Source organism: Massilia sp. DD77 (genome assembly GCF_036961685.1).
In the GTDB taxonomy this organism is placed as follows: Bacteria; Pseudomonadota; Gammaproteobacteria; order Burkholderiales; family Burkholderiaceae_D; genus Telluria.
In genome coordinates this window covers 122,137-147,873 of sequence record NZ_JBAMDH010000007.1, presented here as the reverse complement: position 1 = coordinate 147,873, position 25,737 = coordinate 122,137, and the positions used below count along the sequence as shown (strand labels likewise).

Here is a 25,737-nt window from a genome sequence, read left to right as displayed (position 1 = left end):
TTCGCCTCGAGCGCAACGGAACAGGTGGTTAGTAATGCGGCGAGCGTGCAGCGTACAATAGCCAAAAATGATGGCTAACGCGACGTCGTCAAGATCCGTGCCGTATGCCCGCTTCACAATCGATGAAGGAACGATGCTGAAAGTAGCGAAAGCCCTGGCCCTGTGCGCCACCTGTCTCACGGGCGCCCCCGCAGGCGCCGCCAATACCGACGGCTCACTGCGCACCACCCTGGTCGCCCTCGAACACGAACGCGCCGAAGCCATCTCCACCGGCGACGTCGACTCCCTGCGCAAGCTGATGGACCGCAGCTACCTGCACGTCGACAGCCGCGGCCGGGTGCGCAGCAAGGCGGACTTGCTGACGCGCCTGGACCGCCAGGACATGCGCTTCCAGCGCTACGACATCGAAAGCGCCGACGTCCAGCGCCTGGACCGCGACGCGGCCGCCGTCACCGGCGTCTTCCGCTCGGCGATGCAGACGCCCGAGGGCGCGAAGCCTTTCCGCGGCCGTTACGTGCGTGTGTGGGTCAAGGGCCCGGACGGTTGGAAGAATACCTTCCACCAGGTGACTGAGATCCAGCCCCAGCGCTGAACTAGGCCAGGCCACGGCGTCCCAAGGCGCCGGTTTCCCTACCAAACGGCACATTGCGATAGCGGTAACAATCGCGCATCATCAACCTTCGCATCATCAAAGAATGAGGAGACACGATGAGGTTTGCTGTTCGCCGCATGCCAGGCCTGGCCGCCATGTTTGCCGCTTCCTTCACCCTGGCGGGCTGCGCCAGCACCACCCCGAGCGGCGCCACCCCGGATCATGTGTCGCTGTTCGACGGGCGCGTCTCCGGCGGCTACCAGGTGGTCGCCATCGATCCGGACCAGGAGCATCCGCTCACCGGCGCTTCCGTCACCGTCGACAGCGCCCTGCAGCCAAAATTCCCCAATTCCGCCATCACGCTCGCCCGCTCTCCCAAGGCGGCCGCGGACGACGCCCTGACCCTGCGCTGGAAGAACATCTGGAAGAGCGGCGTGCGCATCCAGGGCGGGCCCGCCGATCTGCGGCCCTACCTCTCCCAAGGCACGCTGGCTTTCGATCTGAACGTGGCGGACCTCTCCGAGGGCGGCATCGCCATCAAGCTGTATTGCGGTCCGGAGTGCGAGCGCTACGTCCCTTACGTCCTGCCCGGCCGTGCGGCCCAGGGCAAGGGCTGGCAGCATGTGGAGTTGGCCCTGCACTGCTTCGCACGCGAGGGCGACGACTTCAGCGCGGTCGCCAGACCCTTCACGGTCGAAGGCACGGGCAGCGGCGAGGTCAGCATCGCGAACGTTACCCTCAAGCGCAGCGGCACGCCGAACACCGCCTGTCCTGACTACCGCACCGTGGCCGTCACCCCCGACAAGCTGAACGAATCCTGGTCGATCTCGTGGTGGACGCCGCGCCACCTCAAGAAGCTGGACGACATCAAGGCGATGAAGGCCGCCGGACGCAGCCCGCAGCTGGTGTTCATCGGCGATTCGATCACCCAGGGCTGGGAAAAGGAGGGCGCACCGGTCTGGGACCGCTACTACAAGCAGCACGACGCGATCGCGCTGGGTTTCGGCGGCGACCGTACCGAGAACGTGCTGTGGCGCCTGCTGCATGGGGAAGTGGACGGCATCGACCCCAAGGTGGCGGTGCTGATGTTCGGCACCAATAACACCGGTCACCGCCAGGACATGCCGGCACTCACCGTGCAAGGCATTCAGCGCAATATCGAGGAATTGCGGCGCCGCCTGCCGCACACCCGCATCCTGCTGCTGGCGATCTTCCCGCGCGACGAAACACCGGATGGGGCGCTGCGCCGCATCAACGGGCAGATCAACGCCCTGCTGCCGTCCCTCGCCGATAATCGCCACGTCCATTTCCTCGACATCAACCAGGCCTTCCTCCAACCCGACGGACGCTTGCCGAAGGACGTGATGCCGGACCTGCTGCACCCGAACGAGAAGGGCTACGCGATCTGGGCCAAGGCGATGCAGCCGGAGCTGGACCGGCTCATGGCCCTGCCGCGTCCCTGAGACCGGCGCGTAGCTCGTCCGCGAACAGGCCGTCGCCGGGCCAGCGCGGCAGGCGGGGCGGGGCCGAGGCCGGCACCGCCCCGCCGGCGTAGTCCGGGCCGAGCCTGGCGATCGCGCGCGGAAAGGCACGGCAATAGCTGGCGGCGACGCCGGCCAGGTGGGCCAGCTGGCGGTATCCGAGCACGTGGCCGGGCGGCAGCGCGTCGAGCACGATGCGCACCCGCTCGCGCCAGTCTTCCGGCCAGGCCGGCAGCAGCGGGCCGAGTCCGGCCACGCGGTCGCCTGGCTGGATGCGGCCGCCCGCCAGCACGCGCGCCAGCATGCCGCGCCGTCCGCCGATGGCGCGCGACAGGCCGGGCTGGTGCCGGTCCAGGCCGCCGCAGGCTTCGCACTGGAACATCAGGCGCAGGGTGAATGTGGCGCCGATGCGCAGCACCTCGCCGGAACGGAAGGACACGGTATCGGCCTCCAGCAGCAGGTTTTCGCGCAGGGCCAGCGCAGGGAGGCCAAGGCCGGCATAGGCCGGGGCGCCGGCCAGCAGCAGCTGGCGCGGCGACACCGGGTCGGCGTGCCGGTCGCCGTCCAGCCCGTGCCCGCCGAGCGCCAACGCCTGCGGCATGCGCAGCGGCGCCGCGCCGGCGGGGCGCACGGCGATGTCGAGTAGCTGTCCAAGATCTTGCTCCATCCCCCATTCTAACGAGAGGAAATCACCATGAACGATCCGATTCATCCAGCGCGCATCCGGCTCGGCATGGTCGGCGGCGGCGAAGGCGCCTTCATCGGCGCCGTGCACCGCATCGCGGCCCGCCTCGACGACCGCTACGAGCTGGTCGCCGGCGCGCTGTCGTCCACGCCGGAGGCGGCGCGCCGTTCCGGGCTTGCCATCGGCCTGGCGCCGGAGCGCATCTACGACGACTACGCGGCAATGGCGCGGGCCGAAGCCGCGCGCCCGGACGGCATCGAGGCAGTCAGCATCGTCACGCCCAACCACCTGCATGCGCCGATGGCGCGCGCCTTCCTCGAAGCGGGGATCCACGTCATCTGCGACAAGCCGGTCACAACCACCAGCGCCGACGCGCGCATGCTGCACCAGCTGGCCGGCGAGAGGGGATTGATCTTCGCCGTCACCCACAACTACTCGGCCTACGCGATGGTGCGCCATGCGCAGCAGATGGTGCGCGCGGGCGAACTGGGCGAGGTGAGGGTGGTGCAGGTCCAGTATGCCCAGGACTGGCTGGCCGAACCGATCGAGCAGGAAGGCCAGAAGCAGGCGGCATGGCGCACCGACCCGGCAAGGTCGGGGGGCGGCGCGGTCGGCGATATCGGCACCCACGCCTGGCAACTGGCCGACACCATCGTTGGTCAGCCCGTGGAATCACTGGCGGCGGAGCTGAGTTCCTTCGTGCCGGGGCGGGCGGTGGACGACGACGTGCAGGTGCTGCTGCGCTACCGGAACGGCGCGCGCGGCATGCTGTGGGCCAGCCAGGTGGCGACCGGGCATGCCAACGAGCTGCGCATCGGCGTCTACGGCAGCCGCGGCAGCATCCAGTGGCGCCAGGAGCAGCCGGACGAGCTGCTCTGGACCCCGCTGGGCGAGCCGACCCGCATCCTGAAGCGCGGCACGCCGGCGGCCAATGCGGCTGCGGCGCGCCTGTCGCGCATCCCGGGCGGGCACCCGGAGGGCTACCTGGAGGGATTCGCCTCGCTGTATAGCGAGATCGCGGAGCACCTGCTGGCTGCGCGCGAAGGCCGGGCGGCGCCCGCCGACGCCCAGTTCCCGGCCATCGAAGACGGCCTGCGCGCGGTGGAGTTCATCGAGGCCGTGCAGGCCTCGGCGCGCGCAGGGGGAAGCTGGGTCCAGCTCCCCACATGACGCTTACCTGGCGAGATTGAGCTTGCGCGAGGCGTCCAGGTACTTGGTCGCGTTCGGCACATTGGTCCAGGCGGGACGCACCGGATCGTTGGCGATGCCCAGCACCGCATGGGCGACCATGCGGTTGATGCGCGCCATGTTCTCGTAGTCGATCTTGTCCCAGGTGTCGTCCTTGCCGTGGTAGTCGGGGAAGCCGAAGGCCACCGCCAGGGTGTGGGCCGGCACGCCGAGGTCGGCCAGCGACTGGTTGTCGCTGTGCGCGAAGTACCGGTCGCTGTTGACCGGATGCTTCCACAGGCGGATGCCGGTCTGTGCGCCGGCCTTGCGCACCGCTTCGGTCACGGTCGAGTAGTCGAAGCCGGTGAGGGTGGCGGAGGCCACCTGCGGGCCTTCGCTGTCGTCGGTGCGGCCGAGCTGTTCCAGGTTGATGTTGGCGACCGTGTCCTTCACCGGGAACACCGGGTGGCGGCCGTAGTAGCGCGAGCCGAGCATGCCGAGTTCTTCGCCGAACAGGGCAATGAAGACGATGCTGCGCTTCGGACGTTCCTTCTGGGCCGCCAGCGCCGAGGCGATCTCGATCACCGACACGGTACCGCTGCCGTCGTCGTTGGCACCGTTGTAGATCTCGCCGTTGCGGATGCCCACGTGGTCGTAGTGGGCCGAGAGCAGGACGTAGGTCTGCTTGAGCTGCGGGTCGGAGCCGCGCAGCAGGCCGACCACGTTGCGCAGCTTAACCGGGCGCACTTCCGGCGCGCCGACCTTGGCCGCGACCGTGGCGCCGCCTTTTTCCAGCAGCGCGGCGGCGTCGGGAGCATGCACCACCACCACCGGCAGCGCCCCTTTGGAGGCCGGTTTTTCCGGATCGATCAGCCAGCCGCCGGGCGCGCCGTGGCGGCGTTCCTTGTCGATCATGACCACCAGCGCCGGCTTGGATTTCAGCTGCTGCTGCAGGATGCCGGCCGCGCCGGGCACGGCGGCCGCCGGCACCACCAGCACCTTGCCGTTGGCCGCGCCGGGGTCGGCCAGCGCCGCCTTCCAATCCATGAAGATGGCCGGGGTCGCCGCCAGGCTCAACGGATCGAGGAAGCCGGCGGTGGCGCCGCCGGCCGGCACGCTGAGCGAGCTTCCGCCGGCGGCGATGGTGAAGGCGAAGTCGGCGTCCTTGCGCTGCGCGTACTGCCAGTTCGCGGTCTGGAAGTAGCCGTCGTCGCCCGCCGGTTCCAGGCCGGCGCGGCGGAACTGGGCGGCGATGTACTCGCTCGCCAGGTCCAGGCCGCGCGAGGGCGTGCCGCGGCCTTCCAGCAGGTCCGACGACAAATACGAGAGGTGGCCGCGCAGGGAGTCCGGCGAGATGCGGCTCGATACGGCGTCCAGGGGCGCCTGGGCCAGGGCGGCATTGGAGAGCAGGGCGAGGCCGAGGACGGAGGCGAGGGCGGTATGGCGCATGCTGTCGCTTTCTTCAAATAGTAAGAATGGCAATATCGCATGGGAGCATTCTGTCGGTCAACACAGTGAATCCGTCCAGTATGCATGTTTCGACACCCGTTTCGGTGGCGGCGGGAGCCGATTGGCGCCGTCGCCGGGGTGATTCGTCGCACCCGCCTTGCCCGGGGTTCGGCGGCTGGGCACAATCGCCTCACTAGTTGCCACCTGATAAAGTAGAGCTTATGTCCCAAGCGATCACCACCTCCCCGCCGCCACGCCCGCGCCTGATGCGCCTGCTCGAAGACCTGCGCCTGGCGTTCGGCATCAGCGCCCTGGTCGCCGTTGTCATCACCCTCGTGGTCGGCAAGCCCGCGCTGCTGTACGAGCAGCTGGTCTTCTCGGTCTGCATCGGCGTGCTGGCCTTCGCCGTGGTCGACGGCGCGCGGCTGCTGTGGTGGGACCGTGCTGAATGGACCGCACGCCAGTGGCTGCCCTTCATCGGCGTGATGCTGCTGGCGGCGCCGCTGGCCCACTATACCGGCATGCGGATCGGTTTCGCGATCATGGGCTACACCATGCCGAGCCTGCGCGACTATCCATCGGCCGGCCGGATCAGCATGGTCGTGCTGACCTTCGGCGTCATCACCGCGATGGTGGTCCTGATCCGCCACCGCGACCGCCTGCGCCGCATCCGCCAGGAACACGCCGACGCCCGCCTGCGCACCGAAGTCATCGAACGCCAGGCCTTGCAAGCCCAGCTGCGCCTGCTGCAGGCCCAGATCGAGCCCCACATGCTGTTCAATACCCTGGCCAACCTGCAGGGCCTGATCGCGCTCGACCCGGACCGCGCCAGCCGCATGCTCGACCAGCTGATCCAGTATCTGCGCGCCACCCTCGGCGCCACGCGCAGCGAAAGCACCACCCTGGCCCAGGAATTCGCGGCGATGGAAGCCTACCTGGGGCTGATGGGCGTGCGCATGGGCGAGCGCCTGGCCAGCCGCCTGCAGCTGCCGGAATCGCTGCGCGCCGTGCGCCTGCCGCCGATGCTGCTTCAGCCGCTGGTGGAGAACGCCATCATCCACGGCCTCGAGCCGAAGATCGAGGGCGGCGAGATCGCGATCGCCGCCGAGGCGCGCGACGGCCTGCTCGAGATCACGGTGCGCGACACCGGCCTGGGCCTGAAGGACAAACCCGAGACGCGCGGCGGCGGGGTCGGCGTGGCCACCACCCGCGAACGCCTGCGTGCGATCTACGGCGACGGCGCCGCCATCGTGCTAGCGCCGAACAAGCCGCAAGGCGCCATCGTACGACTGACCTTACCACTGGAGACCACAGCATGACCCGTGCACTGATTGCCGAAGACGAACCGATCCTCGCCGCCATCCTGGCCAAGACCCTGCAGCGGCTCTGGCCCGGGCTCGAGATCGTGGCCACGGCGCCGAACGGCGTGGCGGCCGTCGAGCAGGCGATGGAACTGCGGCCCGAGGTGCTCTTCCTCGACATCAAGATGCCGGGCCAGAGCGGCCTGGAGGCGGCCGAGGAGCTGGCCGAGCGCTGGGAAGGGCCGGAACCCTTTCCGCAGGTGGTGTTCGTCACCGCCTACGACGAGTACGCGGTACAGGCCTTCGAGCGCGCCGCCGCCGACTACGTGCTCAAGCCCGTGAGCGAAGAGCGCTTGGGCCGAACGGTGGAGCGCCTGCGCGAAAGGCTCGATAAGCAGCCCGAAACCCAGCCCGAAGCACGCAGCGAGGACGCCGCCCTGGCCCAGCTGGTGGGGCAGCTGCAGGCGATGCTACCGCAGACGGCCCAGGCCGAGCGCCTGAGCATGATCCGCGCCGCCGTGGGCAGCGTGGTGCGCATGATCCCGGTCTCCGACGTGGTGCTGTTCCAGGCGGTCGACAAGTACGTCAACGTGGCCACCGCCGACAGCGAAGCCCTGATCCGCCTGCCGCTGAAGGACTTGCTGCCCCAGCTCGACCCGCAGGAATTCCAGCAGATCAACCGCGGCACCGTGGTCAACATGCGCTGCGTCGCCAGCGCCGGCCGCGACACCATGGGCAAGGTGGTGCTCAACCTGCGCAACCGGCCGGAAAAGCCGCGCGTCAGCCCGGTGTTCGCCCACCTGTTCCGGCAGATGTAGGCCTCAAGCGTGGCCGGCGCCGACGGCCTGGCCGTAGCGGCGCTCGAACTGGGCCACCGGCATCGGCGAGCCGAGCAGGTAGCCCTGGAGGGAGTCGCAACCGCAGCTGTCCAGGAAGCGGCGCTGGGCGTCCAGCTCCACGCCCTCGGCGACGATGTCCAGCCCCAGCTTGCGCGCCAGGGTGACGATCGCCTCGACGATGGCGGCCGCACTGCGGTCGGCATGGGCGTCGTGGACGAAGGAGCGGTCGATCTTGAGCGCCGCCAGCGGAAAGCGGCGCAGGTAGGCGAGCGAGGAGTAGCCTGTGCCGAAATCGTCGAGCGAGAAGCGCACGCCCAGGGCGCGCAGCCGGTGCATGCGGTCGATCAGCTCGGGCAGGTTTTCCGCGAACACGCTCTCGGTGATCTCGAGGGTCAGGCACTCCGGCGGCGCGCCCGTGGCCGCCAGTACCTCGGCCACCGTGTCGGGAAAGTCCGGGTCGCGCATCTGGTGCACGCTGACGTTGACGGCCAGCTTCAAGCCTTCCAGGGCCGGATCGGCCTGCCAGCGGGCCAGCAGGCGGCAGCCCTGTTCGAGGACGTGGCGGCCGAGCGGCGCGATCAGGCCGGTGGCTTCGGCCAGGCCGATGAATTCGCCCGGCGGCACCATGCCGAGTTCGCCCCGGTCCCAGCGCACCAGTGCTTCGGCCCCGTTGAGCAGACCGTCGCGCCCGAATTGCGGCTGGCAGTAGAGCACGAACTCCTGTTCCGCCAGTCCGCCGCGCAGACAGGTTTCCAGCGCCGCCTGGCGGTCGGCCGCCGACTGCATGCTGGCCTCGAAGAAGCGCGCCGTGTTGCGGCCCTCGGCCTTGGCGCGGTACATGGCGAGGTCGGCCTGCTTGAGCAGGGTGTCGATCGCGGTCGGCTCGCCGTCATACATGGTGATGCCGATGCTGGGCGTGGTCGAGGCCGTGTGTGCGCCCAGATGGAAGGGCAGCTCCAAGGCGTGCAGGATCTTGGTGGCCACGCTTTCCGTCTCGGCGGCGGCCTCGTCCGCGCAGGGCCCCAGATCTTCCAGCACCACCACGAATTCGTCGCCGCCCAGGCGCGAAAGATGGTCGCTGGCGCGCACGATGCCGCGCAGGCGGGTCGCCACCTGCTTGAGCAGCTGGTCGCCCACGTCGTGGCCCAGGGTGTCGTTGAGCAGCTTGAAATTGTCCAGGTCGATGAGGACCAGGGCGCCATATTCGTCGAGCCGGCGCGCGCGCGCCAGGCTGGTGCCGAGCTGCTCGATCAGGTAGCGCCGGTTGGACAGGCCGGTGAGGGGATCGAAGTAGGCCAGCTCGTAGATGCGCTGCTCGGCTTGCTTGCGTTCGGTGAGATCGGTATTGGTGCCGGACAGGCGCAGCGGCTTGCCGTCGGGGTCGCGCGATACGAAGCCGCGCGCCAGCACGGGCACGTGATGGCCGTCCTTGTGGCGCAGCCGGAACTCGATGCTGTAGCGCTCGCGTGGTTCGCCCAGCAGCTGGGCGATGAAGGCGTGCATGCGTCCAAGGTCCTCCGGATGGATCAGATCCATCGCCGTCGCGGTCGTGGACGGCAGCGAATCCGGTTCATAGCCCAGCATTTCCCACCAGCGCTCTGAATAGTAGACCTCGCCCGTGCGCAAGTCCCAGTCCCAGGAAGCATCGGTCGAGCCGCGCAGCACCAGCTGCATGCGCTCTTCGGATTTCTGCGCCTTGCGCTGGGCGCGCTTGAGGGCGGTGCAGTCGTTGAAGCAGACCACGACGCGCTGGATTTGTCCGTTGGCATCGCGTTCCGAATAAGCGTTGCAGATCATCCAGCGGATAAGGGCGCGGCCTGCGCGGCGCATGCCGACCACGTAGTGGGTCAGCGGCTTGCCATCCGTGAGGATGAGATTGACGGGATACTCCCCCTCGGGCATCGGCGAACCGTCGTCGCGCACGAATTCCCATTCCGAGGTGGCGGACTCGGTGCCGATCAGCACGGCTTCGCTGCGGTCGAGCAGTCGGCAGGCCATGCGGTTGGCGGACAGGATACGGCCATCCCTGCCGTGGATGACCACGCCCGCAGGGAGATGTTCGAGCAGCTCGTCCAGGCGCTGCTGGACGTCGGAGGGAGAGCGGGACAGCATGGCAAGCCGCCAGTCTTCTGGTCGCACGTCATGACATGCTAGCAGCGACTGGCGGAGGGCGTCGCAGGCTTGCGCACCCCAAAAACACAAGGCCAGCCCGAAGGCTGGCCTTGACGAGACGGGGACGCGCATCCCCGGCAGGATCTTGCGATTATTGCAGGAGCGACATGACCATCGAGGACATGCTGTTCGACTGCTTGAGCATTGCGGTGCCGGCTTGCAGCAGCATCTGGCTGGAGGTCATGTTCGCGCTTTCGGTCGCGAAGTCGACGTCCATGATCAGGCCGGTGGCGGCCTTGCTGTTGGTGCTGATGTTCGACAGGTTGTTGTACACGTGCTCGAGACGGTTGGCCGCGGCGCCCAGGCCCGAACGTACCTTGTTGACCGAGTTCAGCGCGGTTTCCAGCGTGCCGATGGTGGCGTTGGCCGAGGCGGTCAGTTCGGTGCCGGTAGTGGCGGCGGTGTAGTTCGCGGTGGCGGCGGTCACGTCGGTCACCATCGAGCCCATGTCGGCGCTCAGGTTGACGGCCATGGTTTCGCTCGACGAGGCGCCGATCTGGAAGGTCATCGACGAAGCAACGGTACCGCCGACCAGCAGCTTGGTGCCGGCGAAGGTGGTGTTCTGCAGGATGTTCTTCAGTTCCAGGCCGAGTGCGTCGTATTCCGACTGCATCGCGCCCTTGTCGCTGGCGGTCGACGAAGCGTCGGCTGCCTGGGTTGCCAGGTCCTTCATACGGACCAGCATGTTGCCGACTTCGTCCAGCGCGCCTTCGGCGGTCTGCAGCATCGAGGTCGAGTTCTGGGTGTTGCGCATCGCCACGGTCATGCCCGAGGTCTGGGCTTTCAGGCGGCTGGCGATCTGCAGGCCGGCGGCGTCGTCCATTGCCGAGTTGACGCGGTAGCCGGTCGACAGGCGGGTCATCGAGGTCGACAGGTTGCTCTGGGTGCGGGAGATCGAGTTTTGTGCCGACAGGGCAGCGTTATTGGTGTGCAGGCTCAGCATGATTAGGCTCTTTCCTAGTGGTTGGTGAGTGCGTTCACTCGCCCTCACCAGTACAAGGCGACCACTTTCTCACGGGCATTAAGTGCCATGCAGAAATTTTTTAAAATAATTTTTTGTTGTTCGTGACACAAGTGCGACGTAATTGTTTGACATCGGCGTGGGGTTGGCGGCGTAGCCGCCCTCGGATCTTGAAATCCTGTCAAGCCGCCAGCGGCAGCGCCACTTCCTCTGTTCCGGCCCGGTACCAGCAGTCGAACATCCCCTCGAACACGTCGAACAATTCGTTCACCAGCCCGACGGCCGTCTCGAACTCGCCGACCCGTAGCAGGTAGCCCGTCCCCTCCACGCCGTCCTGGTCCTTGGCATGGTTCGCTTCGGCATGCTCGTGCACCTTGCCGAAGTAGTGCAGCTCTTCATACAGGCCGAGCTCGCCCACCAGGCGGTACATCGGTTCGTTGAAGCAGGCGAAGGTGGCTTCGAGCGCTTCGATGATGGCCATGCGCAGGAACGGCGTGCGGTGGGTCTTGGCCAGGAAGATGGCGTGGTAGACCACCTCGCGGGTGGCGTAGTTGGTCGGCGCCCAGACTTCGGTGAAGGCCTGGACCGGCGGCACGCCCAGCAGGCGGCGGCCGTGCTCGATGCGGGCCAGGTCTTCCAGGTACCACTGCCAGTGGAAGGCGTCTTCGTCGCAGTGCTGGTGCACGCTTTGCTGGAGGGGCGAGTCGTCGCGCTCGTCGCGCAGGGCCGCCAGCATGTCCTTGAAGCCCATCGTGAAGAACATCATGGCGGGTACGAAGGAGAGGCGCTGGTAGGGAGGGATGGAGGCGTCGGCGAGATAGGTGCACAGCGCCGACTTGCGTAATTGCGCTTGGCGCGCTGCGATGACGGAATCGAGAATATCCATGAGAGTGTCCGCTAATGAGGTTGCACGGGTGTCCGGTGCGGCCTGTCCGGCGCCGCCCATCGGATCGACGGCGGCGGCGGCAGGCTGGCAGGACGTAGTCTAGTCAGGACAGCTGTGAATTTCTTCCCCCACCGCTGGGGGACTGTGGCCGGTCGCCTCAGCGGCGGCATGCATACGCGAAGGCGAAAAGACAGCGCTCGAACCCGGCGCGAATTTGGTAAACTGCATGGTTTTCCCGACCAGGTTTTCCCATGGAGCGCTCCATCGAGCTCCGCGCTTGCGCGCTGCAATGTCTGCTTGAAACCGACCCCGCCGCCAAGGCCGACGGCGTGGCCGCCATGGCGCGGGCGCAAGCCCAGGGAGCCGTGCGAATCGACGGCACGGCCAGCCTGTGCCCCGCCGGCGCCGTGCCCGGGCGCCCGGCGCGTCCGGAACTGGTCCCGCCGCGGCTGGTGGGCCGGCGCTCGATGGTCACGGTCGAAGGACGCGCCATGCTGGTCCATGCACTGGCCCACATCGAGTTCAACGCCATCAACCTGGCGCTGGACGCCGTGTGGCGCTTCCCATGCATGCCGGACGACTACTACACCGACTGGCTGCGCGTCGCCCACGAGGAATCGCTGCACTTCCTCATGCTGGACGCCCACCTGGCCACGCTCGGCTACCGCTACGGTGATTTCACGGGCCACGACAGCTTGTGGGAAATGGTCGGCAAGACCAGCGGCGACGTGCTGGCCCGCATGGCGCTGGTGCCGCGCACCATGGAGGCGCGCGGCCTGGACGCGATCCCGCCGCTGCGCGCCAAGCTGGCCCAGGCCGGCGACGCCGCCGCCGCAGCCATCCTCGACCGCCTGCTGGCGGACGAGGTCGGGCACGTCGAGATCGGCAACCGCTGGTACTTCCACCTGTGCGCCGAGCGCGGACTGGATCCGCTGCCCACCTACGACGAACTGACCGTGCGCTACAAGGCGCCGGTGCTGAAGGGGCCATTCAACCTCGAGGCGCGCCGCCGGGCCGGCTTCAGCGAGGCCGAACTGCAGCGTCTTATCTGATGGAAGCACGCCGCTGATGGATGCCGTATCCAGCCATGGCTTGCGCCGGGGCTTCCTGCTGACCCGTCATTGGCGCGACACCGATGCCGGCTGCGAGGTCGAGTTCTGGCTGGCGACCGATGAGGGACCATGCCGCGCGCGCCTGCCGGCCCAGACCCCGGTCGCCTTCCTGCCGGCCGAGCTGGGTGGCACGGTGGAGCAGCTGCTGGCAAGGGAAAAGGGCTGGGCGCTGCGCCCGCTGGCCCTGACCGACTTCCAGCACCGCCCCGTGCTGGGCCTGTATTGCCGCCACTACCGCCAGCTGCTGCGCCTGGAGAAGCGCCTGCGCGAGCACGGCATCGCGCTCTACGAAGCCGACGTCCGGCCGCCCGAGCGCTACCTGATGGAACGCTTCATCACCGCGCCGGTCGCCTTCGCGGGCCGGGACGGCAGCCAGGAAGAGGAAAATCCGTGCCTGGTGCTGGACGCCCAGCTCAAACCCGCGCCCGGCTACCGCCCGCAGCTGCGTACCGTCTCGCTCGACATCGAGACCACCTTCCAGGGCGACCTGTATTCGATCGCCCTGGAGGGCTGCGGCCAGCGCCAGGTCTATATGCTGGGGCCTCCCAACGGGGATGCGTCGGGCGTCGACTTCGATCTCGCGTATTGCGCCAACCGCCCCGAGCTGCTCGACCGCCTGGAAGCCTGGTTCGCGCGCCACGACCCCGACGCCCTGATCGGCTGGAATGTGGTCCAGTTCGACCTGCGCGTGCTGCAGAAGCACGCCGACCGCTTCAACCGGCCGCTCAAGCTGGGGCGCGACGGCGGGGCGCTCGAGTGGCGCGAGGACCGTGGGGGCCAGGAGCACTACTTCGTCGGCATCGCCGGGCGCCTGGTGATCGACGGCATCGAGGCGCTGCGCTCGGCCACCTGGAGTTTTCCCTCCTTCAGTCTGGAGAGCGTGTCGCAATCGCTGTTGGGCGAGGGCAAGGCGATCGACAATCCCTTCGACCGGATGGCCGAGATCGACCGCATGTTCGCCGAGGACAAGCCGAAGCTGGCGCGCTACAACCTGAAGGACTGCGAGCTGGTCACCCGCATCTTCGCCAAGACCGGGGTCATGGACTTCCTGCTGGAGCGCGCCAGCGTGACCGGGCTGGCGGCCGACCGCAGCGGCGGTTCGGTGGCGGCCTTCGAGCACCTCTACATGCCGGTCATGCACCGCCAGGGCCACGTGGCGCCCAACATCGGCGACGTGGCGGGCGCCGACAGCCCGGGCGGCTTCGTGATGGATTCGCGCTCCGGCCTGTACGACTCGGTGCTGGTGCTGGACTACAAGAGCTTGTATCCATCCATCATCCGCACCTTCCTGATCGACCCGGTGGGCCTGGTCGAGGGCTTGCGCGAACCCGAGGAAGCGACCGTGCCGGGCTTTCGCGGCGGGCGCTTCTCGCGCACCAAACACTGCCTGCCGGGCATCGTGACCCAGGTCTGGGCCGGGCGCGAGGCGGCCAAGCGCGAAGGCAACGCGCCGCTGTCGCAGGCCCTGAAGATCATCATGAACGCCTTCTACGGTGTGCTGGGCACTACCGGCTGCCGCTTCTTCGACCCGCGCCTGGCCTCGTCCATCACGATGCGCGGGCACGAGATCATGCACCGTACCCGCGCCCTGATCGAGGAGCAGGGCTACCAGGTGATCTACGGCGATACCGATTCCACCTTCGTCTGGCTGGGCCGCGCGCACACGGACCCCGATGCAGAGCGTATCGGCCGCTCCCTGGTGGACCATGTCAACACCTGGTGGCGCAGCCATTTGCGCGAGGAGCTGGGACTGGACAGCGCGCTGGAGCTCGAGTACGACGTGCACTTCCGGCGCTTCCTGATGCCGACCGTGCGCGGCTCGGACGAGGGCAGCAAGAAGCGCTACGCCGGCCTGGCTACCGGCGCCGACGGCGGCGACGAGATGGTCTACCGGGGCCTGGAAACCGTGCGCACCGACTGGACCCCGCTGGCCCAGCAGTTCCAGCAGGGGCTCTACGAACGCATCTTCAAGGGCCAGCCCTTCGAGGACTACGTGCGCGACTACGTGGCGGCGACCCTGCGCGGCGAGCACGACGCGCTGCTGGTCTACCGCAAGCGCCTGCGCCGCCCGCTCGAGGAATACCAGCGCAACGTGCCGCCCCACGTGCGCGCCGCGCGCATGGCCGACGAACACCACCTGCGCCAGGGCCGCCCGGCGATCTACCGCAGGGGCGGCTGGATCCGCTACGTGATGACCACGGCGGGCCCCGAGCCGCTGGAAACCCAGCACTCGCCGGTCGACTACGAGCACTACCTGAGCCGCCAGCTGGAACCGGTGGCGGACGCGATCCTTCCTTTCCTGGGCGAGCGCTTCGACCGCCTCACCAGCCGCCAGGGCGCGCTGTTCTGACTGTCGTTCCGCTTGATTGTTGGCGTGATCCCTAGGGTGGACCGGGGCGCGCAGCCGGCTTTGCCGTCCACCCTGGGAGTAAACCGGTTGGAGCGCAGACTCAGTCAGACAGCCCTTGGCGTGCCGGACCGGCTTCCCAGGCGCCGCGCACGCAGCGCCGCGGCGCGGCGATACTGCGGTGCATCAGCCAGCGCGTGCCGGGAAGCTTGAGCGAACCGGCGAACAGGAGGTCGCGCCACAAGCCCTTGCCGCCGGCCTGGAAGCAGGGCGTCAGTGCACTGCTGAGCGACTGGTAGGCGCGCACAGTCGACAGCCGCGCCCTCGAATTAAGTCGGGCGGCCGGGGCCGGGTATGGAACTTCTGATAATCATGCCTGCCTCATGGCCGGTGGCCTTTTGCCTGTTGTACAAGACCTTGTGATGTTTCGTGGTTTTTTGGGAACGCTCGGCCCCGAGTTTGTGCGGGATTTGCGCCCGTATTGACCCAAGCGCGCGCGACCCGTCTAGAATGCTTTCCCGAAGGCATCGCAATTTCACAATCGGGAAACTCATGAAATCGGTTCAACAAGAAGTCGACGAGCGCAGTAATCTGACGGGGACCAACAAGTTCGAGCTGCTGCTGTTCCGCCTCGGCGGCGACGACAACGGCGATCACAGCGAGCTGTTCGGCATCAACGTGTTCAAGATCCGCGAGATCGTTGCCATGCCGTCGATCACCTCGGTCGCGGGCTCGCCCCCGCACGTGCTGGGCGTCGTCAACCTGCGCGGCCAGATCATCCAGGTGCTCGACCTGCCGGCCATCGCCGGGGTCAAGCCGAAGACCGGCCTGAACATCATGCTGGTGACCGAGTTCGCCCGTACCACCCAGGCATTCGCGGTGGAGAGCGTCGAAGAGATCGTGCGCCTGGACTGGAGCCAGGTGATGTCGGCCGAGCAGAGCGCCGGCAGCGGCATGGTCACCAGCATCGCGCGCCTCGACGCGGCCGGCGGCGAGCCGGGCCGCCTGGCCCAGGTGCTCGATGTCGAGACCATCTTGCGCAACCTGAATCCGGAGCAGGAACCGGAGAACATCCAGCAGGCGGTCGGCGCCAAGATCCAGATCAAGCCGGGCAGCGTGATCCTGGTGGCGGACGACTCGGTGGTGGCGCGCGCCCTGATCGAGCAGGGCCTGGACGCCATGGGCCTGCCTTTCGTGATGACCAAGAGCGGCAAGGAAGCCTGGGACCAGCTCAACGTCATCGCCAACGTGGCCGAGGCCGAGGGACGCTCGGTCTACGACCGCGTCGCCATGGTGCTGACCGACCTCGAGATGCCGGAGATGGACGGCTTCACCTTGTGCCGCAACATCAAGTCGACCAACCGCTTCGGCAACATGCCGGTGGTGATCCACTCCTCGCTGTCGGGCACCACCAACGAGGAGCACGTCAAGAACGTGCGCGCCGACGCCTACGTGGCCAAGTTCTCGGCCGAAGACCTGTCGCGCACCCTGCGCAAGGTCCTGAACCAGTAAGCTTCGCCGTACTTGAAAAGCAAAAAGCCCGCGCAGCGATGCGCGGGCTTTTTGTTGGCGGCGGGACCGGGGCCCCGGCCTTCATTCTTCCTCGTGGAAGGCTTCCTCGCGTTTCTTGCGCAGCGAGGGCAGCAGCACCACCGACATCGCGATCACGGCCAGGATCAGCATGGTGGCGCTGATCGGACGCTCCACGAACACCATCGGGTCGCCGCGCGACAGCAGCAGGGCGCGGCGCAGGTATTCTTCCATCATCGGGCCGATGATGAAGCCCAGCAGCATCGGCGCGGGCTCCGCCCCCAGCTTGGAGCAGAAGTAGCCCAGCAGGCCGAACACCGCCATCAGTCCGACGTCGAATTCGCTGTTGTTCAGGCTGAACACGCCGATCGCGCAGAACATCAGGATGGCCGGATACAGGAAGTGGTAAGGCACCGTGATCATGCGCACCCACAGGCCGATCATCGGCAGGTTCAGCACGACCAGGAACAGGTTGCCGATCCACATCGAGACGATCAGGCCCCAGAACAGGGCCGGCTGCTCGGTCATCACGGCCGGACCCGGCTGGATGCCCTGGATGATCATCGCGCCGATCATCAGCGCCATCACCGGGTTCGACGGGATGCCCAGGGTCAGCATCGGAATGAAGGATGTCTGGGCGCCGGCGTTGTTCGCGGCTTCCGGCGCGGCCACGCCCTCGATCGCGCCTTTGCCGAAGTTGGCGCTGTTGGGGGAGACCTTCTTCTCGATCGAGTAGGACGCGAACGAGGCCAGCATGGCCCCGCCGCCCGGCAGGATGCCCAGCAGGGAGCCAAGGCCGGTACCGCGCAGGACCGGCCCAATGATGCGCTTGAAGTCCTCCTTGTCGAGCATCAGGCCCTTGACCTTCTTCATGACCAGGTTGCGCGATTCGTCGTGCTCGAGGTTGCGGACGATCTCGCCGATACCGAACATGCCCATTGCCACGATCACGAAGTTGATGCCGTCGGCCAGCTGCGGCAGGTCGAAGGTGTAGCGCGCGGCGCCCGAGTTGACGTCGGTGCCGACCATGCCCAGCAGCAGGCCGAGCACCACCATGCCGATCGCGTTCAGCAGCGAGCCGCTGGCCAGCACCACCGAGGCCACCAGGCCCAGTGCCATCAGCGAGAAGTACTCGGCCGGGCCGAACTTGAGCGCCAGGTCGGCCAGCGGCGGCGCCGCCAGCGCCAGCAGGATCGTGGCCACGGTGCCGGCGAAGAAGGAGGCGAGGGCGGCGGTGGCCAGGGCCTTGCCGGCATTGCCGTTGCGCGCCATCTGGTGGCCGTCGATCGCCGTCACCACCGAGGACGATTCGCCCGGCAGGTTGACCAGGATCGCCGTGGTCGAGCCGCCATACTGGGCGCCGTAATAAATGCCGGCCAGCATGATCAGGGCCGAGATCGGCGGCAGGCCGAAGGTCGCCGGCAGCAGCATGGCGATGGTCGCCACCGGCCCCAGGCCGGGGAGCACGCCGACCGCGGTGCCGACGAACACGCCGATCAGGCAGTACATCAGGTTGGTGAGGGTGAAGGCCGTCTCCAGGCCCAGACCGAGATTGCTGAGGATTTCCATGTTGTTCTTCTTTTGGTTAAGCGCCGAACCACGGGCCGAAGATGGGCATCGGCAGGCCGAGGAGCTTCACGAACAGGACCACGGCGAACAGCGCCATGCCGACGGCCAGGAGGATCGTTTTCCCGAGGTGGAATTTCGGGCTGGCGAAGGCGCTGACCATGATCAGGACGATGGCAGCGGGCACCAGGCCGGCGTTGCGCACCAGGTAACCGAACAGCAGCACGGCGGCCAGGATCAGCACCAGTTCCTTGACGTGGATGCGGCCGATGGCTTCGCCCTGGCGGATGAAGGAGCGGATGATGCCGATCGCGCCGATGAGGGTCAGCAGGCCGCCGAGCACGACCGGGAAATAGGCCGGGCCCATGCGCCCGGTGGTGCCCATGCCGTAATCCTGGCCGATGACGACGGCGCACAGGCCGAAGAAAATAAAGATGATGCCGATCCAGAAGTCCTTCGGATGGCGGATGAAGGCAGGCACGTGAGGTCCCCTTTTATGCTTATCGAATTGCTATTCTAACGGGTCATCCCGGACCGGGCCGGGCCGGCCCGGGATGTGTCGCGCGTCTTAGTCGGCGTAGGCGCCGGCTTTCTTGATGATCGGGCTCCAGCGGTCGATCTCGGTCTTCAGGTGGCTGCGCAGGGCGTCCGGACGGGCGCGCTCGTCGGCCACCGGCTCGGTGCCCAGGTCGGCGAAGCGCTGCTTGACGACCGGATCCTTGAGCGCGGCGCGCAGCGCGTTCGACAGGGTGTCGACCACGGCCTTCGGCGTGCCCTTCGGCGCGTACAGGCCGTGCCAGACCGCGACCTCGAAGTTCGGCAGGCCGGCGCTGGACAGCGTCGGCACGCCCGGCAGGGCCGCCAGCGGGGCCTTGGTGGTCACGCCGTAGGCCTTGATCTTGCCGCCCTTGATCTGGCTGGTGGTGTTGGTGGTCTGGTCGCACATCAGGTCCACCTGGCCGCCCAGCAGGTCGTTCATGGCCGGGCCGGTGCCCTTGTAGGCGACCGTGGTCAGGTCGACGCCGATGGCGGTCTGGAGCAGCATGCCGCACAGGTGCGATGCCGCGCCCAGCCCGGCGTGGGCATAGGTGACCTTGTCCTTGTTGGCCTTCACATAGGCCAGCAGTTCCTTGAAGTCCTTGGCCGGGAAGTCCTTGCGCGCCACCAGGGTCATGGGCACGTCGGTGACCAGGCCGACCGGCTCGAAGTCGGTCATCGCGTTGTAGCTCAGCTTGCGGTACAGGGACGGCGCGGTGGAGTGGCCGATGTGGTGCAGGAACAGGGTGTAGCCGTCCGGGGCGGCCTTGGCGGCGCGCGCGGCGCCGATGGTGCCGCCGGCGCCGCCGACGTTCTCGATGATGATCTGCTGCTTGAGCGTGTTGCCCATCGACTGCGCCACCAGGCGCGCCACCGTGTCGGTCGGGCCGCCGGCCGCGAACGGCACGATCATGGTGATGGTCTTGGTCGGGTAGGTTTGGGCCTGGGCCAGGCCGGCGCCGAACAGCGCCATGCACGCGACGGTGCACATCGTTTTGAATTTCATGGTGTCGTCCTCTGATCTCGGTATTGTTGATTTGGCAGCGCGTAGGTACGCAGGACGGTTGTACCAGAGTGTATATGCTTATGCAACTAGGGGAAACTACGGATGGCGCGCCCCGCGGGATGTAGGGAAATGGACAAGTGCCGGCGCGGACGGGCTCCGCCGCCGGCGCCGGCCCCTTACTTTCAGCGCGCCACCGGCAGGAAGGGCTCGCCCAGCAGCAGCTTGTCGGGCGTGAGCGGCGTGCTGCGCAGGCGCTTGCCGGTGGCGTGGAAGACCGCGTTCGACACCGCCGCCGCGACCCCGACGATGCCGATCTCGCCCACGCCCTTGGCGCCCAGCTGCTTGCTGACCACCCGGTCGTCCTCCTCGGCGAACAGCACCTCGATGTCGTGGATGTCGGCGTTCACGGCCACGTGGTACTCGGCGTAGTTGTGGTTCATGAAGCGGCCGAAGCGGTGGTCGGTGTGGGTTTCCTCGTGCAGGGCCTGGCTGATGCCCCAGACCACGCCGCCGACGACCTGGCTGGCCGCCGTTTTGGCGTTGATGATGCGCCCGGCCGCGACCGCGCTCACCACGCGCGTGACCCGCACCATGCCCAGTGCTTCGTTGACCCTGACCTCGCAGAACACCGCCGAATGCACGGCGCGGGTGTACTTGCGCTGCTTGAGCATTTGCGGCGTCATCAGGTACTTTTCCTCGACCCGCTCCAGCTGGGAGGCGGCCAGCAGTCCGGCCAGGTCCAGGCGCTGGGCCGGATCCTTGCGCAGCACCATGGCGCCGCCGTCGAAATCGACGTCGCGCAGGCGCGCCCTGGCGAAGGACGACTCGGGCAGGGACTGGGCCAGGCGCAGCAGACGACGCTTGAGCTTGTCGCAGGCGCCGACGACGCCGCCCCCGACCGTGGTCACGTGCGAGGAGCCGCCCTCGACCGGAGCCAGCGGCAGGGTCGAGTCGCCCAGCTGGAAGGTGACGCGTTCGAGCGGCAGGCCCATGGCCTCGGCGGCGATCATGGCCATCACGGTATAGGTGCCGGTGCCGATGTCCGACGCTGCGCTCGACACCACCAGGCGGCCGTCGGCGCGCAGCTCGGCCGAGACGCGCGCCACCATGACCAGCGAGTCCCAGATGCCGGTGGCCATGCCCCAGCCGACCAGTTCATCGCCTTCGCGCATGCTGCGCGGCGCCAGGGGGCGCTGCTCCCAGCCGAAGCGTTCGGCGCCCAGGCGGTAGCATTCGCGCAACGCCTTGGTCGAGAAGGGCTTGCCCTCGATCGGGGCCACGTCCGCGTAGTTCTTGAGACGCAGCGCCAGCGGGTCCATTTTCAGGGCCCAGGCCAGTTCGTCCATCGCCACTTCGAGCGCGTGCACGCCGTGGGCCGCACCCGGGGCGCGCATGTCGATCGGCGAGTGGCGGTCGTGCGCAACCAGCTTGTAGCCGAGCTCGATGTTCTCGCAGGCATAGAGCTGGCCCGACCAGTTGACCACCACCTCGACATAGTCCTCCAGGCGCGAGGTTTCCTGGATCGCCTCGTGCAGGATGGCCTGCAGGCGCCCGTCGCGGTCCGCCGCCAGGCGCACCCGCTGCCAGGTTTCGGGACGGTGGCCGAAGCTGAACATCTGCTGGCGGGTCAGCACCACCCGCACCGAGCGCTTGAGCTTGAGCGCCGCCATCACGGCCAGCGGCAGCTGGTACTGGGGACGCAGTCCGGAACCGAAGGCGCCGCCCACATAGGGGTTGCGCACCGTGACCTTGTTCTTCGACAGGCCGAACACGTGCGAGACGTACCAGCGGCAGTTCTGCGAGCTCTGGGTCTTGTCGTAGATGGTCAGGTGGCCGTCCTCGCCGCGCACCACGGTCGACGCATGCATTTCCATGGGGTTGTGGTGCTCGACGCCGGCGTAGTACTCGGCATCGACCTTCACCGGCGCGGCCTCGAAGGCGGCGGCGGCATCGCCCTTGGCGCCCGGCGGCGTGAAGCCGGCCTTCATCGGGCGCGGTTCGTAGGCCTGGCCGAGCGAGGCCAGCAGGTCGGTCTGGTGCTCCTCGTTCTGGTAGGTGACGCGCACCAGCGCCGCGGCATGGCGCGCCGCCTCGAAGCTGCTGGCCACCACCAGCGCCACCGGCTGGCCGCTGTAGAAGATGCGGTCGCTGTACAGGGGGCGGAAGGGCGAGCCGCCGGGGGCCGTCATGTCCTTGTAGGCCAGGTCGGTGCCGCGCATCTTCGGCCGGTTCTCGTGGGTGAGGATGGCGATCACGCCATGGGCCGTCAGCGCGTCGACCAGGTCGATGCGCAGGATGCGGCCGCGCGCGATGGTGCTGTTGACGGCCACGCCGTAGCACAGGTCCGGGGCGTCGTGTTCGGCGGCATAGCGCGCCGCGCCGGTGACCTTGTCGCGCCCGTCGACGCGGGAGACCGCCATGCCGGCGCGCACCCGCCCGGTGCCTGCGGGAGCGGTCGGCGTGCGCAGTTCTGGAATCAGGTCGCTCATTGCGCTTCTCCTTCGGGCTCAGGGGCCGTGCCGCGCGCGGCGCGGGCCAGGGCCTGGACGATGGCGCTGCGTGCCAGCGGAATCTTGAAGTCGTTCTGGCCATGGCCGCGGGCGCCGCGCAGGATCAGGTCGGCCGCCGCCCCGAAGGCGTCCTCGCCGGCTTCCTTGCCTTCGAGCGCCGCTTCCGCTTCCTCCACCCGCCAGGGCTTGTGGGCGACCCCGCCGAGAGCGATACGGGCGGCGCGGACGCGCCGGCCCGGCGCCAGGTCGAGGGCGGCCGCCACCGACACCAGCGCGAAGGCGTAGGACAGGCGGTCGCGCACCTTGAGGTAGGCCGCATGGTCGGCGAAGCGGTCGGCGTCGGGCAGGGTCAGGTGGGTGATCAGCTCTCCCGGGCCGAGGGTGTTGTCCAGCTCCGGGCGGTCGCCCGGCAGACGGTGGAAGTCGGCGAAGGCGATGCTGCGCGTGCCGCGCTGGGAGCGTACGTGCACCGTCGCGTCGAGCGCGCGCAGGGCGACGCACATGTCCGAGGGGTGCGTGGCGATGCAGTGTTCGCTGGCGCCCAGGATGGCGTGCTGGCGGTTCAGGCCCTCGCGTGCCGGGCAGCCGCTGCCCGGTTCGCGCTTGTTGCAGGGCGTGCCGACGTCGTAGAAGTAGACGCAGCGGGTGCGCTGCATCAGGTTGCCGCCGTCGCTGGCCATGTTGCGCAGCTGGGGCGAGGCGCCGGCCAGGATCGCCGCGCTGAGCAGCGGATAGCGCCTGCGCACCAGCGGATGGTAGGCGGTGTCGGCATTGCGCGCCAGCGCACCCAGGCGCAGGCCGCCCTCGGCCGAGGACTCGATGGCGTCCAGCCCGAGGCCGTTGATGTCGACCAGCCCGGGCGGCGCCATCACGCCTTCCTTCATCAGGTCAAGCAGGTTGGTGCCGCCCGCGACCGGGCGCGCGCCGGCCGCGAGGGCCGCCAGGGCGCCGTCAAGGTCGCGCGGCTGCGTGAACGTGAAGGGGTTCATGGCGCCGCTCCGCCGATGCCCAGCACTTCGCAGACCGCATCCGCGATCCGGGGATAGGCGCCGCAGCGGCACAGGTTGCCGCTCATGAGTTCGCGCACCTCGTCGCGGCTGCCGGCCTGGCCTTCGGCGATCAGGCCGGCGGCCGAGCACAGCTGCCCCGGGGTGCAATAGCCGCACTGGAAAGCGTCGTGGTCGATGAAGGCCTGCTGCAGGGGATGCAGGCGCTCGCCGTCGGCCAGGCCCTCGACCGTCGTGACCTCGTGGCCATCGTGCATGACCGCCAGGGTCAGGCAGGCGTTGATGCGCTTGCCGCCGACCAGCACCGTGCAGGCGCCACACTGGCCGTGGTCGCAGCCTTTCTTGGTGCCGGTGAGTCCCGCCCGTTCGCGCAGCAGGTCGAGCAGGCTGACCCAGGACTGCACGTCGAAGCTGCGTTCCTGGCCGTTGATGCGCAGCCGGACCGGGTACTGCTGGTGAAGTTCCATGGTCATCCCCTCGTTGAATGAAGGGCAACCTTACACTGCCGGGTTGGCCGGCTCGGTTAAATCACGCACCGAATGCCCGGCCAAGCACATCGTCCGCCAGCAAAAATGAAAGCGCTGTCACCGCTGCGTGTGGAAATTGAACTGTCGAGCTTCGTCGGAGTCCAACACGATCTCACGGACCAGCGGAACAGCGATGGAAACGAAACGCTTTGGCAGGTGGCTGCGGCAGCTTTCCCTACTGACCAGGCGCCAGCGTCTCCAACTGATGGATGCCTTGCGGCCGGCGGTCGGGTTGGACCAGGTGTGCGAGGCGATTGCGGGCGCGGCGCCGGATCCTTGCTGTCCTTCATGTCAGGCGCGGCGTTCCTATCGGCACGGTTACAGCCGGGGACTGCAGCGTTACCGCTGCCGCGCTTGCGGCAGGACCTTCACGGCCCTGAGCGGCACCCCCTTGTCTCGGCTACGCCACCGCGCCAAGTGGCTCGGCTACCTCGGCAACATGCTCGACGCCAAAAGCGTACGGACAAGCGCCAAGGCGCTCGAGGTGCACCGCAACACCAGCTTCAGCTGGCGCCACCGTTTTCTCGCGCTCGTCAAACACGACCGCCCGGAGTGGCTGGCAGGCATTGCCGAAGCCGACGAACTCTTCCTGTTGGAGTCGCAGAAGGGCTCGCGCAAGCTCGACCGGCCGGCGCGGCGCCGGGGCGGCGTGGCTGCAACCCGCGGCATCTCCCGCGAGCACGTGTGCGTCCTGGTCGCGCGCGACCGCACCGGCGGCACCCACGACTTCATCACCGGACGCGGCGCCCTCACCAGGGATCAGTTGCACCGGCACCTGTTGCCCGTGCTCGATCCCGATGTCCTGCTGGTCACCGATGGGCATCCCGCGTACCGCTCCTTCGCGCGCGAAGCCGGCATTTCCCATGAGTTCGTCAACCTGCGCGCCGGCGAGCGCGTCCGTGGAGCCGTCCACGTCCAAAACGTGAATGCTTACCACCGGCGCTTCCGGCAGTGGCTGGCGCGCTTTCATGGCGTTGCTTCGCGCTACCTGCCGAATTACCTGGGCTGGCAATGGGCGCTCGACGGGGCGCGCATCGCCACGCCAGAGCGACTTCTGCGCAGCGCGCTCGGCGTCTTCAACACATAACGGGCACAGCGGCAAAATGAAAAAAGGCCCCGAAGGGCCTTTTCTTGCAGCGTTCGCGCAGTGCGGGCGATTAAGCCTGCTTCTGGCGGCGGCGCAGGGTGACGCCCATGCCGACCATCGCCAGGCCCATCAGCGACAGTGCGCCCGGTTCCGGCAGTGCGTATGCCTGGCCCGGATCGTCGACGCGTGCGCCCAGGATGTTGGCGCCGTTGCTCCAGTTCGGGTTGTAGTTGTAGCTGTTCTTGAAGCGCAGGTCGCGTGCGCCCTGGCCGCTATGGAAGTAGTCCGAATTCAGCTGGTCGCTCCACAGGCCTTCCTTGGTCATGTCGACCGACGCGTAGGAGTCAGCCTGGCCCGAGAAGCCGTTGCTGGTCGGGACCGAATTGCCGACGATGGTGTTGTTCGGATTGCCGACGTCCATGCCGGTGTCGAAGAACAGACGGCCCAGGAAGGTGCCTTGGGTGTAGCCGTTGGCGCAGTCCCAGCCGCAACGGATACCGGCAGCCGAACCCGCCAGGGAGGTCTTGCTCAGGCTGTTCAGGTCACGCCAGTACAGGTCCATGTAGCCCTTGGTGGCCGGGAACGGGTTGGCTGCCGAGGCGCCGCCTTGTTCGATGCCGTAGAACATGCCGGTAATCTGCGCGCCCTTGTCGCCGACGCCTTGCTTCTGGCCGTTGAAGAAGAACTCGTTACCGGTCGGGTCGATCTGGTCGTGCGGGGTGTTCACGGAGCCGATGTCCAGGGTCGAGATGATGAACACGCCCCAGTTGATCTCTTTCGAGCCGGCGTAGGTCGTGGCGCCATTGATGGCGATCTGTTCCTGACCCGAGAACTTCAGGTAGATCGGACCCGGTGGGAGGGAGGTTGCTGGTGCTGCCGATGCGCCGAAGCTCAGGGCTGCGCCGATTGCGGCAGCGAAAATCTTTTTCATGCTTACTCCTGGGTTAAAAAAGTTTGTGTTGCCGGAGTATAAGC

Annotated in this window: 22 protein-coding genes; 9 read left to right on the top strand and 13 right to left on the bottom strand. The window is 67.7% G+C overall.

What is annotated here, in order from left to right; all coding sequences use genetic code 11:
- The first annotated feature begins 133 nt into the window (after positions 1–133).
- Together V7778_RS05825 and V7778_RS05820 are read left to right on the top strand one after the other, a co-directional pair.
- The gene (locus tag V7778_RS05825; protein WP_335552699.1) at positions 134–592 is read left to right on the top strand and encodes a nuclear transport factor 2 family protein; all 459 of its coding nucleotides are present in this window, start codon (positions 134–136) and stop codon (positions 590–592) included.
- A 116-nt stretch (positions 593–708) separates the two neighbouring features.
- Positions 709–2,055, top strand: coding sequence for a GDSL-type esterase/lipase family protein (locus V7778_RS05820; protein ID WP_335552698.1), 1,347 nt, complete (start codon positions 709–711; stop codon positions 2,053–2,055).
- Here V7778_RS05820 and V7778_RS05815 read toward each other — a convergent pair.
- Positions 2,033–2,740 carry an MOSC domain-containing protein gene (locus V7778_RS05815; RefSeq protein ID WP_335552696.1) on the bottom strand — a complete coding sequence of 236 codons (708 nt, stop codon included), beginning with the start codon at positions 2,738–2,740 and terminating at the stop codon, positions 2,033–2,035. The two genes, V7778_RS05820 and V7778_RS05815, sit on opposite strands and share 23 nt — an antisense overlap.
- Before the next feature lie 27 nt (positions 2,741–2,767).
- Between V7778_RS05815 and V7778_RS05810 the strand changes: the two genes are divergently transcribed.
- Positions 2,768–3,928 (top strand): Gfo/Idh/MocA family protein, encoded by a 1,161-nt coding sequence (locus V7778_RS05810; protein ID WP_335552694.1) that lies wholly within the window; start codon positions 2,768–2,770, stop codon positions 3,926–3,928.
- 3 nt (positions 3,929–3,931) lie between these two features.
- Here V7778_RS05810 and V7778_RS05805 read toward each other — a convergent pair whose 3' ends face one another.
- Positions 3,932–5,374, bottom strand: coding sequence for a M28 family metallopeptidase (locus V7778_RS05805; RefSeq protein ID WP_335552692.1), 1,443 nt, complete (start codon positions 5,372–5,374; stop codon positions 3,932–3,934).
- Positions 5,375–5,595: 221 nt separating this feature from the next.
- On the opposite strand from V7778_RS05805, the gene V7778_RS05800 reads away from it, so the two are divergent.
- Positions 5,596–6,693, top strand: coding sequence for a sensor histidine kinase (locus V7778_RS05800; protein ID WP_335552690.1), 1,098 nt, complete (start codon positions 5,596–5,598; stop codon positions 6,691–6,693).
- On the top strand, positions 6,690–7,493 hold the full coding sequence (locus V7778_RS05795) for a LytR/AlgR family response regulator transcription factor (protein ID WP_335552688.1): 804 nt from the start codon (positions 6,690–6,692) through the stop codon (positions 7,491–7,493). Before V7778_RS05800 ends, V7778_RS05795 begins: the two co-directional genes overlap by 4 nt.
- A gap of 3 nt (positions 7,494–7,496) precedes the next feature.
- Here the strand turns inward: V7778_RS05795 and V7778_RS05790 are convergent, their stop codons facing one another.
- From V7778_RS05790 to V7778_RS05780, 3 genes are all read right to left on the bottom strand, one after another.
- Positions 7,497–9,626, bottom strand: a complete 2,130-nt coding sequence (locus tag V7778_RS05790; protein WP_335552686.1) for an EAL domain-containing protein — start codon at positions 9,624–9,626, stop codon at positions 7,497–7,499.
- A 151-nt stretch (positions 9,627–9,777) separates the two neighbouring features.
- The gene (locus V7778_RS05785) at positions 9,778–10,629 is read right to left on the bottom strand and encodes a flagellin N-terminal helical domain-containing protein (protein WP_335552683.1); all 852 of its coding nucleotides are present in this window, start codon (positions 10,627–10,629) and stop codon (positions 9,778–9,780) included.
- A gap of 199 nt (positions 10,630–10,828) precedes the next feature.
- Positions 10,829–11,533 (bottom strand): hypothetical protein, encoded by a 705-nt coding sequence (locus V7778_RS05780; RefSeq protein ID WP_335552681.1) that lies wholly within the window; start codon positions 11,531–11,533, stop codon positions 10,829–10,831.
- A gap of 251 nt (positions 11,534–11,784) precedes the next feature.
- On the opposite strand from V7778_RS05780, the gene V7778_RS05775 reads away from it, so the two are divergent.
- Together V7778_RS05775 and V7778_RS05770 are read left to right on the top strand one after the other, a co-directional pair.
- Positions 11,785–12,585 (top strand): ferritin-like domain-containing protein, encoded by an 801-nt coding sequence (locus V7778_RS05775; protein ID WP_335552679.1) that lies wholly within the window; start codon positions 11,785–11,787, stop codon positions 12,583–12,585.
- A gap of 16 nt (positions 12,586–12,601) precedes the next feature.
- On the top strand, positions 12,602–14,995 hold the full coding sequence (locus V7778_RS05770) for a DNA polymerase II (RefSeq protein WP_335552677.1): 2,394 nt from the start codon (positions 12,602–12,604) through the stop codon (positions 14,993–14,995).
- A 100-nt stretch (positions 14,996–15,095) separates the two neighbouring features.
- Here V7778_RS05770 and V7778_RS05765 read toward each other — a convergent pair whose 3' ends face one another.
- Complete coding sequence (locus V7778_RS05765; RefSeq protein WP_335552675.1) at positions 15,096–15,299, bottom strand: hypothetical protein; 204 nt, start codon at positions 15,297–15,299, stop codon at positions 15,096–15,098.
- Between the two features lie 245 nt (positions 15,300–15,544).
- On the opposite strand from V7778_RS05765, the gene V7778_RS05760 reads away from it, so the two are divergent.
- Positions 15,545–16,504 carry a chemotaxis protein gene (locus tag V7778_RS05760; RefSeq protein ID WP_335552673.1) on the top strand — a complete coding sequence of 320 codons (960 nt, stop codon included), beginning with the start codon at positions 15,545–15,547 and terminating at the stop codon, positions 16,502–16,504.
- An 81-nt stretch (positions 16,505–16,585) separates the two neighbouring features.
- On the opposite strand, the gene V7778_RS05755 is transcribed toward V7778_RS05760, so the two are convergent.
- The 6 genes from V7778_RS05755 to V7778_RS05730 all read right to left on the bottom strand — a co-directional run bounded on the left by V7778_RS05755 (position 16,586) and on the right by V7778_RS05730 (position 23,615).
- Entirely contained in the window at positions 16,586–18,091 is a 1,506-nt protein-coding gene (locus V7778_RS05755; RefSeq protein ID WP_335552671.1) for a tripartite tricarboxylate transporter permease, read from the bottom strand.
- A gap of 16 nt (positions 18,092–18,107) precedes the next feature.
- Positions 18,108–18,569, bottom strand: a complete 462-nt coding sequence (locus tag V7778_RS05750) for a tripartite tricarboxylate transporter TctB family protein (protein WP_335552669.1) — start codon at positions 18,567–18,569, stop codon at positions 18,108–18,110.
- 87 nt (positions 18,570–18,656) lie between these two features.
- Positions 18,657–19,631 carry a tripartite tricarboxylate transporter substrate binding protein BugD gene (locus tag V7778_RS05745; RefSeq protein WP_335552667.1) on the bottom strand — a complete coding sequence of 325 codons (975 nt, stop codon included), beginning with the start codon at positions 19,629–19,631 and terminating at the stop codon, positions 18,657–18,659.
- 182 nt (positions 19,632–19,813) lie between these two features.
- Positions 19,814–22,120, bottom strand: a complete 2,307-nt coding sequence (locus V7778_RS05740; protein ID WP_335552665.1) for a xanthine dehydrogenase family protein molybdopterin-binding subunit — start codon at positions 22,118–22,120, stop codon at positions 19,814–19,816.
- Entirely contained in the window at positions 22,117–23,130 is a 1,014-nt protein-coding gene (locus tag V7778_RS05735; RefSeq protein WP_335552663.1) for an FAD binding domain-containing protein, read from the bottom strand. Before V7778_RS05735 ends, V7778_RS05740 begins: the two co-directional genes overlap by 4 nt.
- Positions 23,127–23,615 (bottom strand): (2Fe-2S)-binding protein, encoded by a 489-nt coding sequence (locus tag V7778_RS05730; RefSeq protein WP_335552661.1) that lies wholly within the window; start codon positions 23,613–23,615, stop codon positions 23,127–23,129. The genes V7778_RS05735 and V7778_RS05730 overlap by 4 nt, the downstream gene beginning before the upstream one ends.
- Before the next feature lie 193 nt (positions 23,616–23,808).
- Between V7778_RS05730 and V7778_RS05725 the strand changes: the two genes are divergently transcribed.
- On the top strand, positions 23,809–24,762 hold the full coding sequence (locus V7778_RS05725) for an IS1595 family transposase (protein ID WP_335552659.1): 954 nt from the start codon (positions 23,809–23,811) through the stop codon (positions 24,760–24,762).
- A 70-nt stretch (positions 24,763–24,832) separates the two neighbouring features.
- Here V7778_RS05725 and V7778_RS05720 read toward each other — a convergent pair whose 3' ends face one another.
- Positions 24,833–25,693, bottom strand: coding sequence for a PEP-CTERM sorting domain-containing protein (locus tag V7778_RS05720; protein WP_335552657.1), 861 nt, complete (start codon positions 25,691–25,693; stop codon positions 24,833–24,835).
- Positions 25,694–25,737 lie beyond the last annotated feature (44 nt).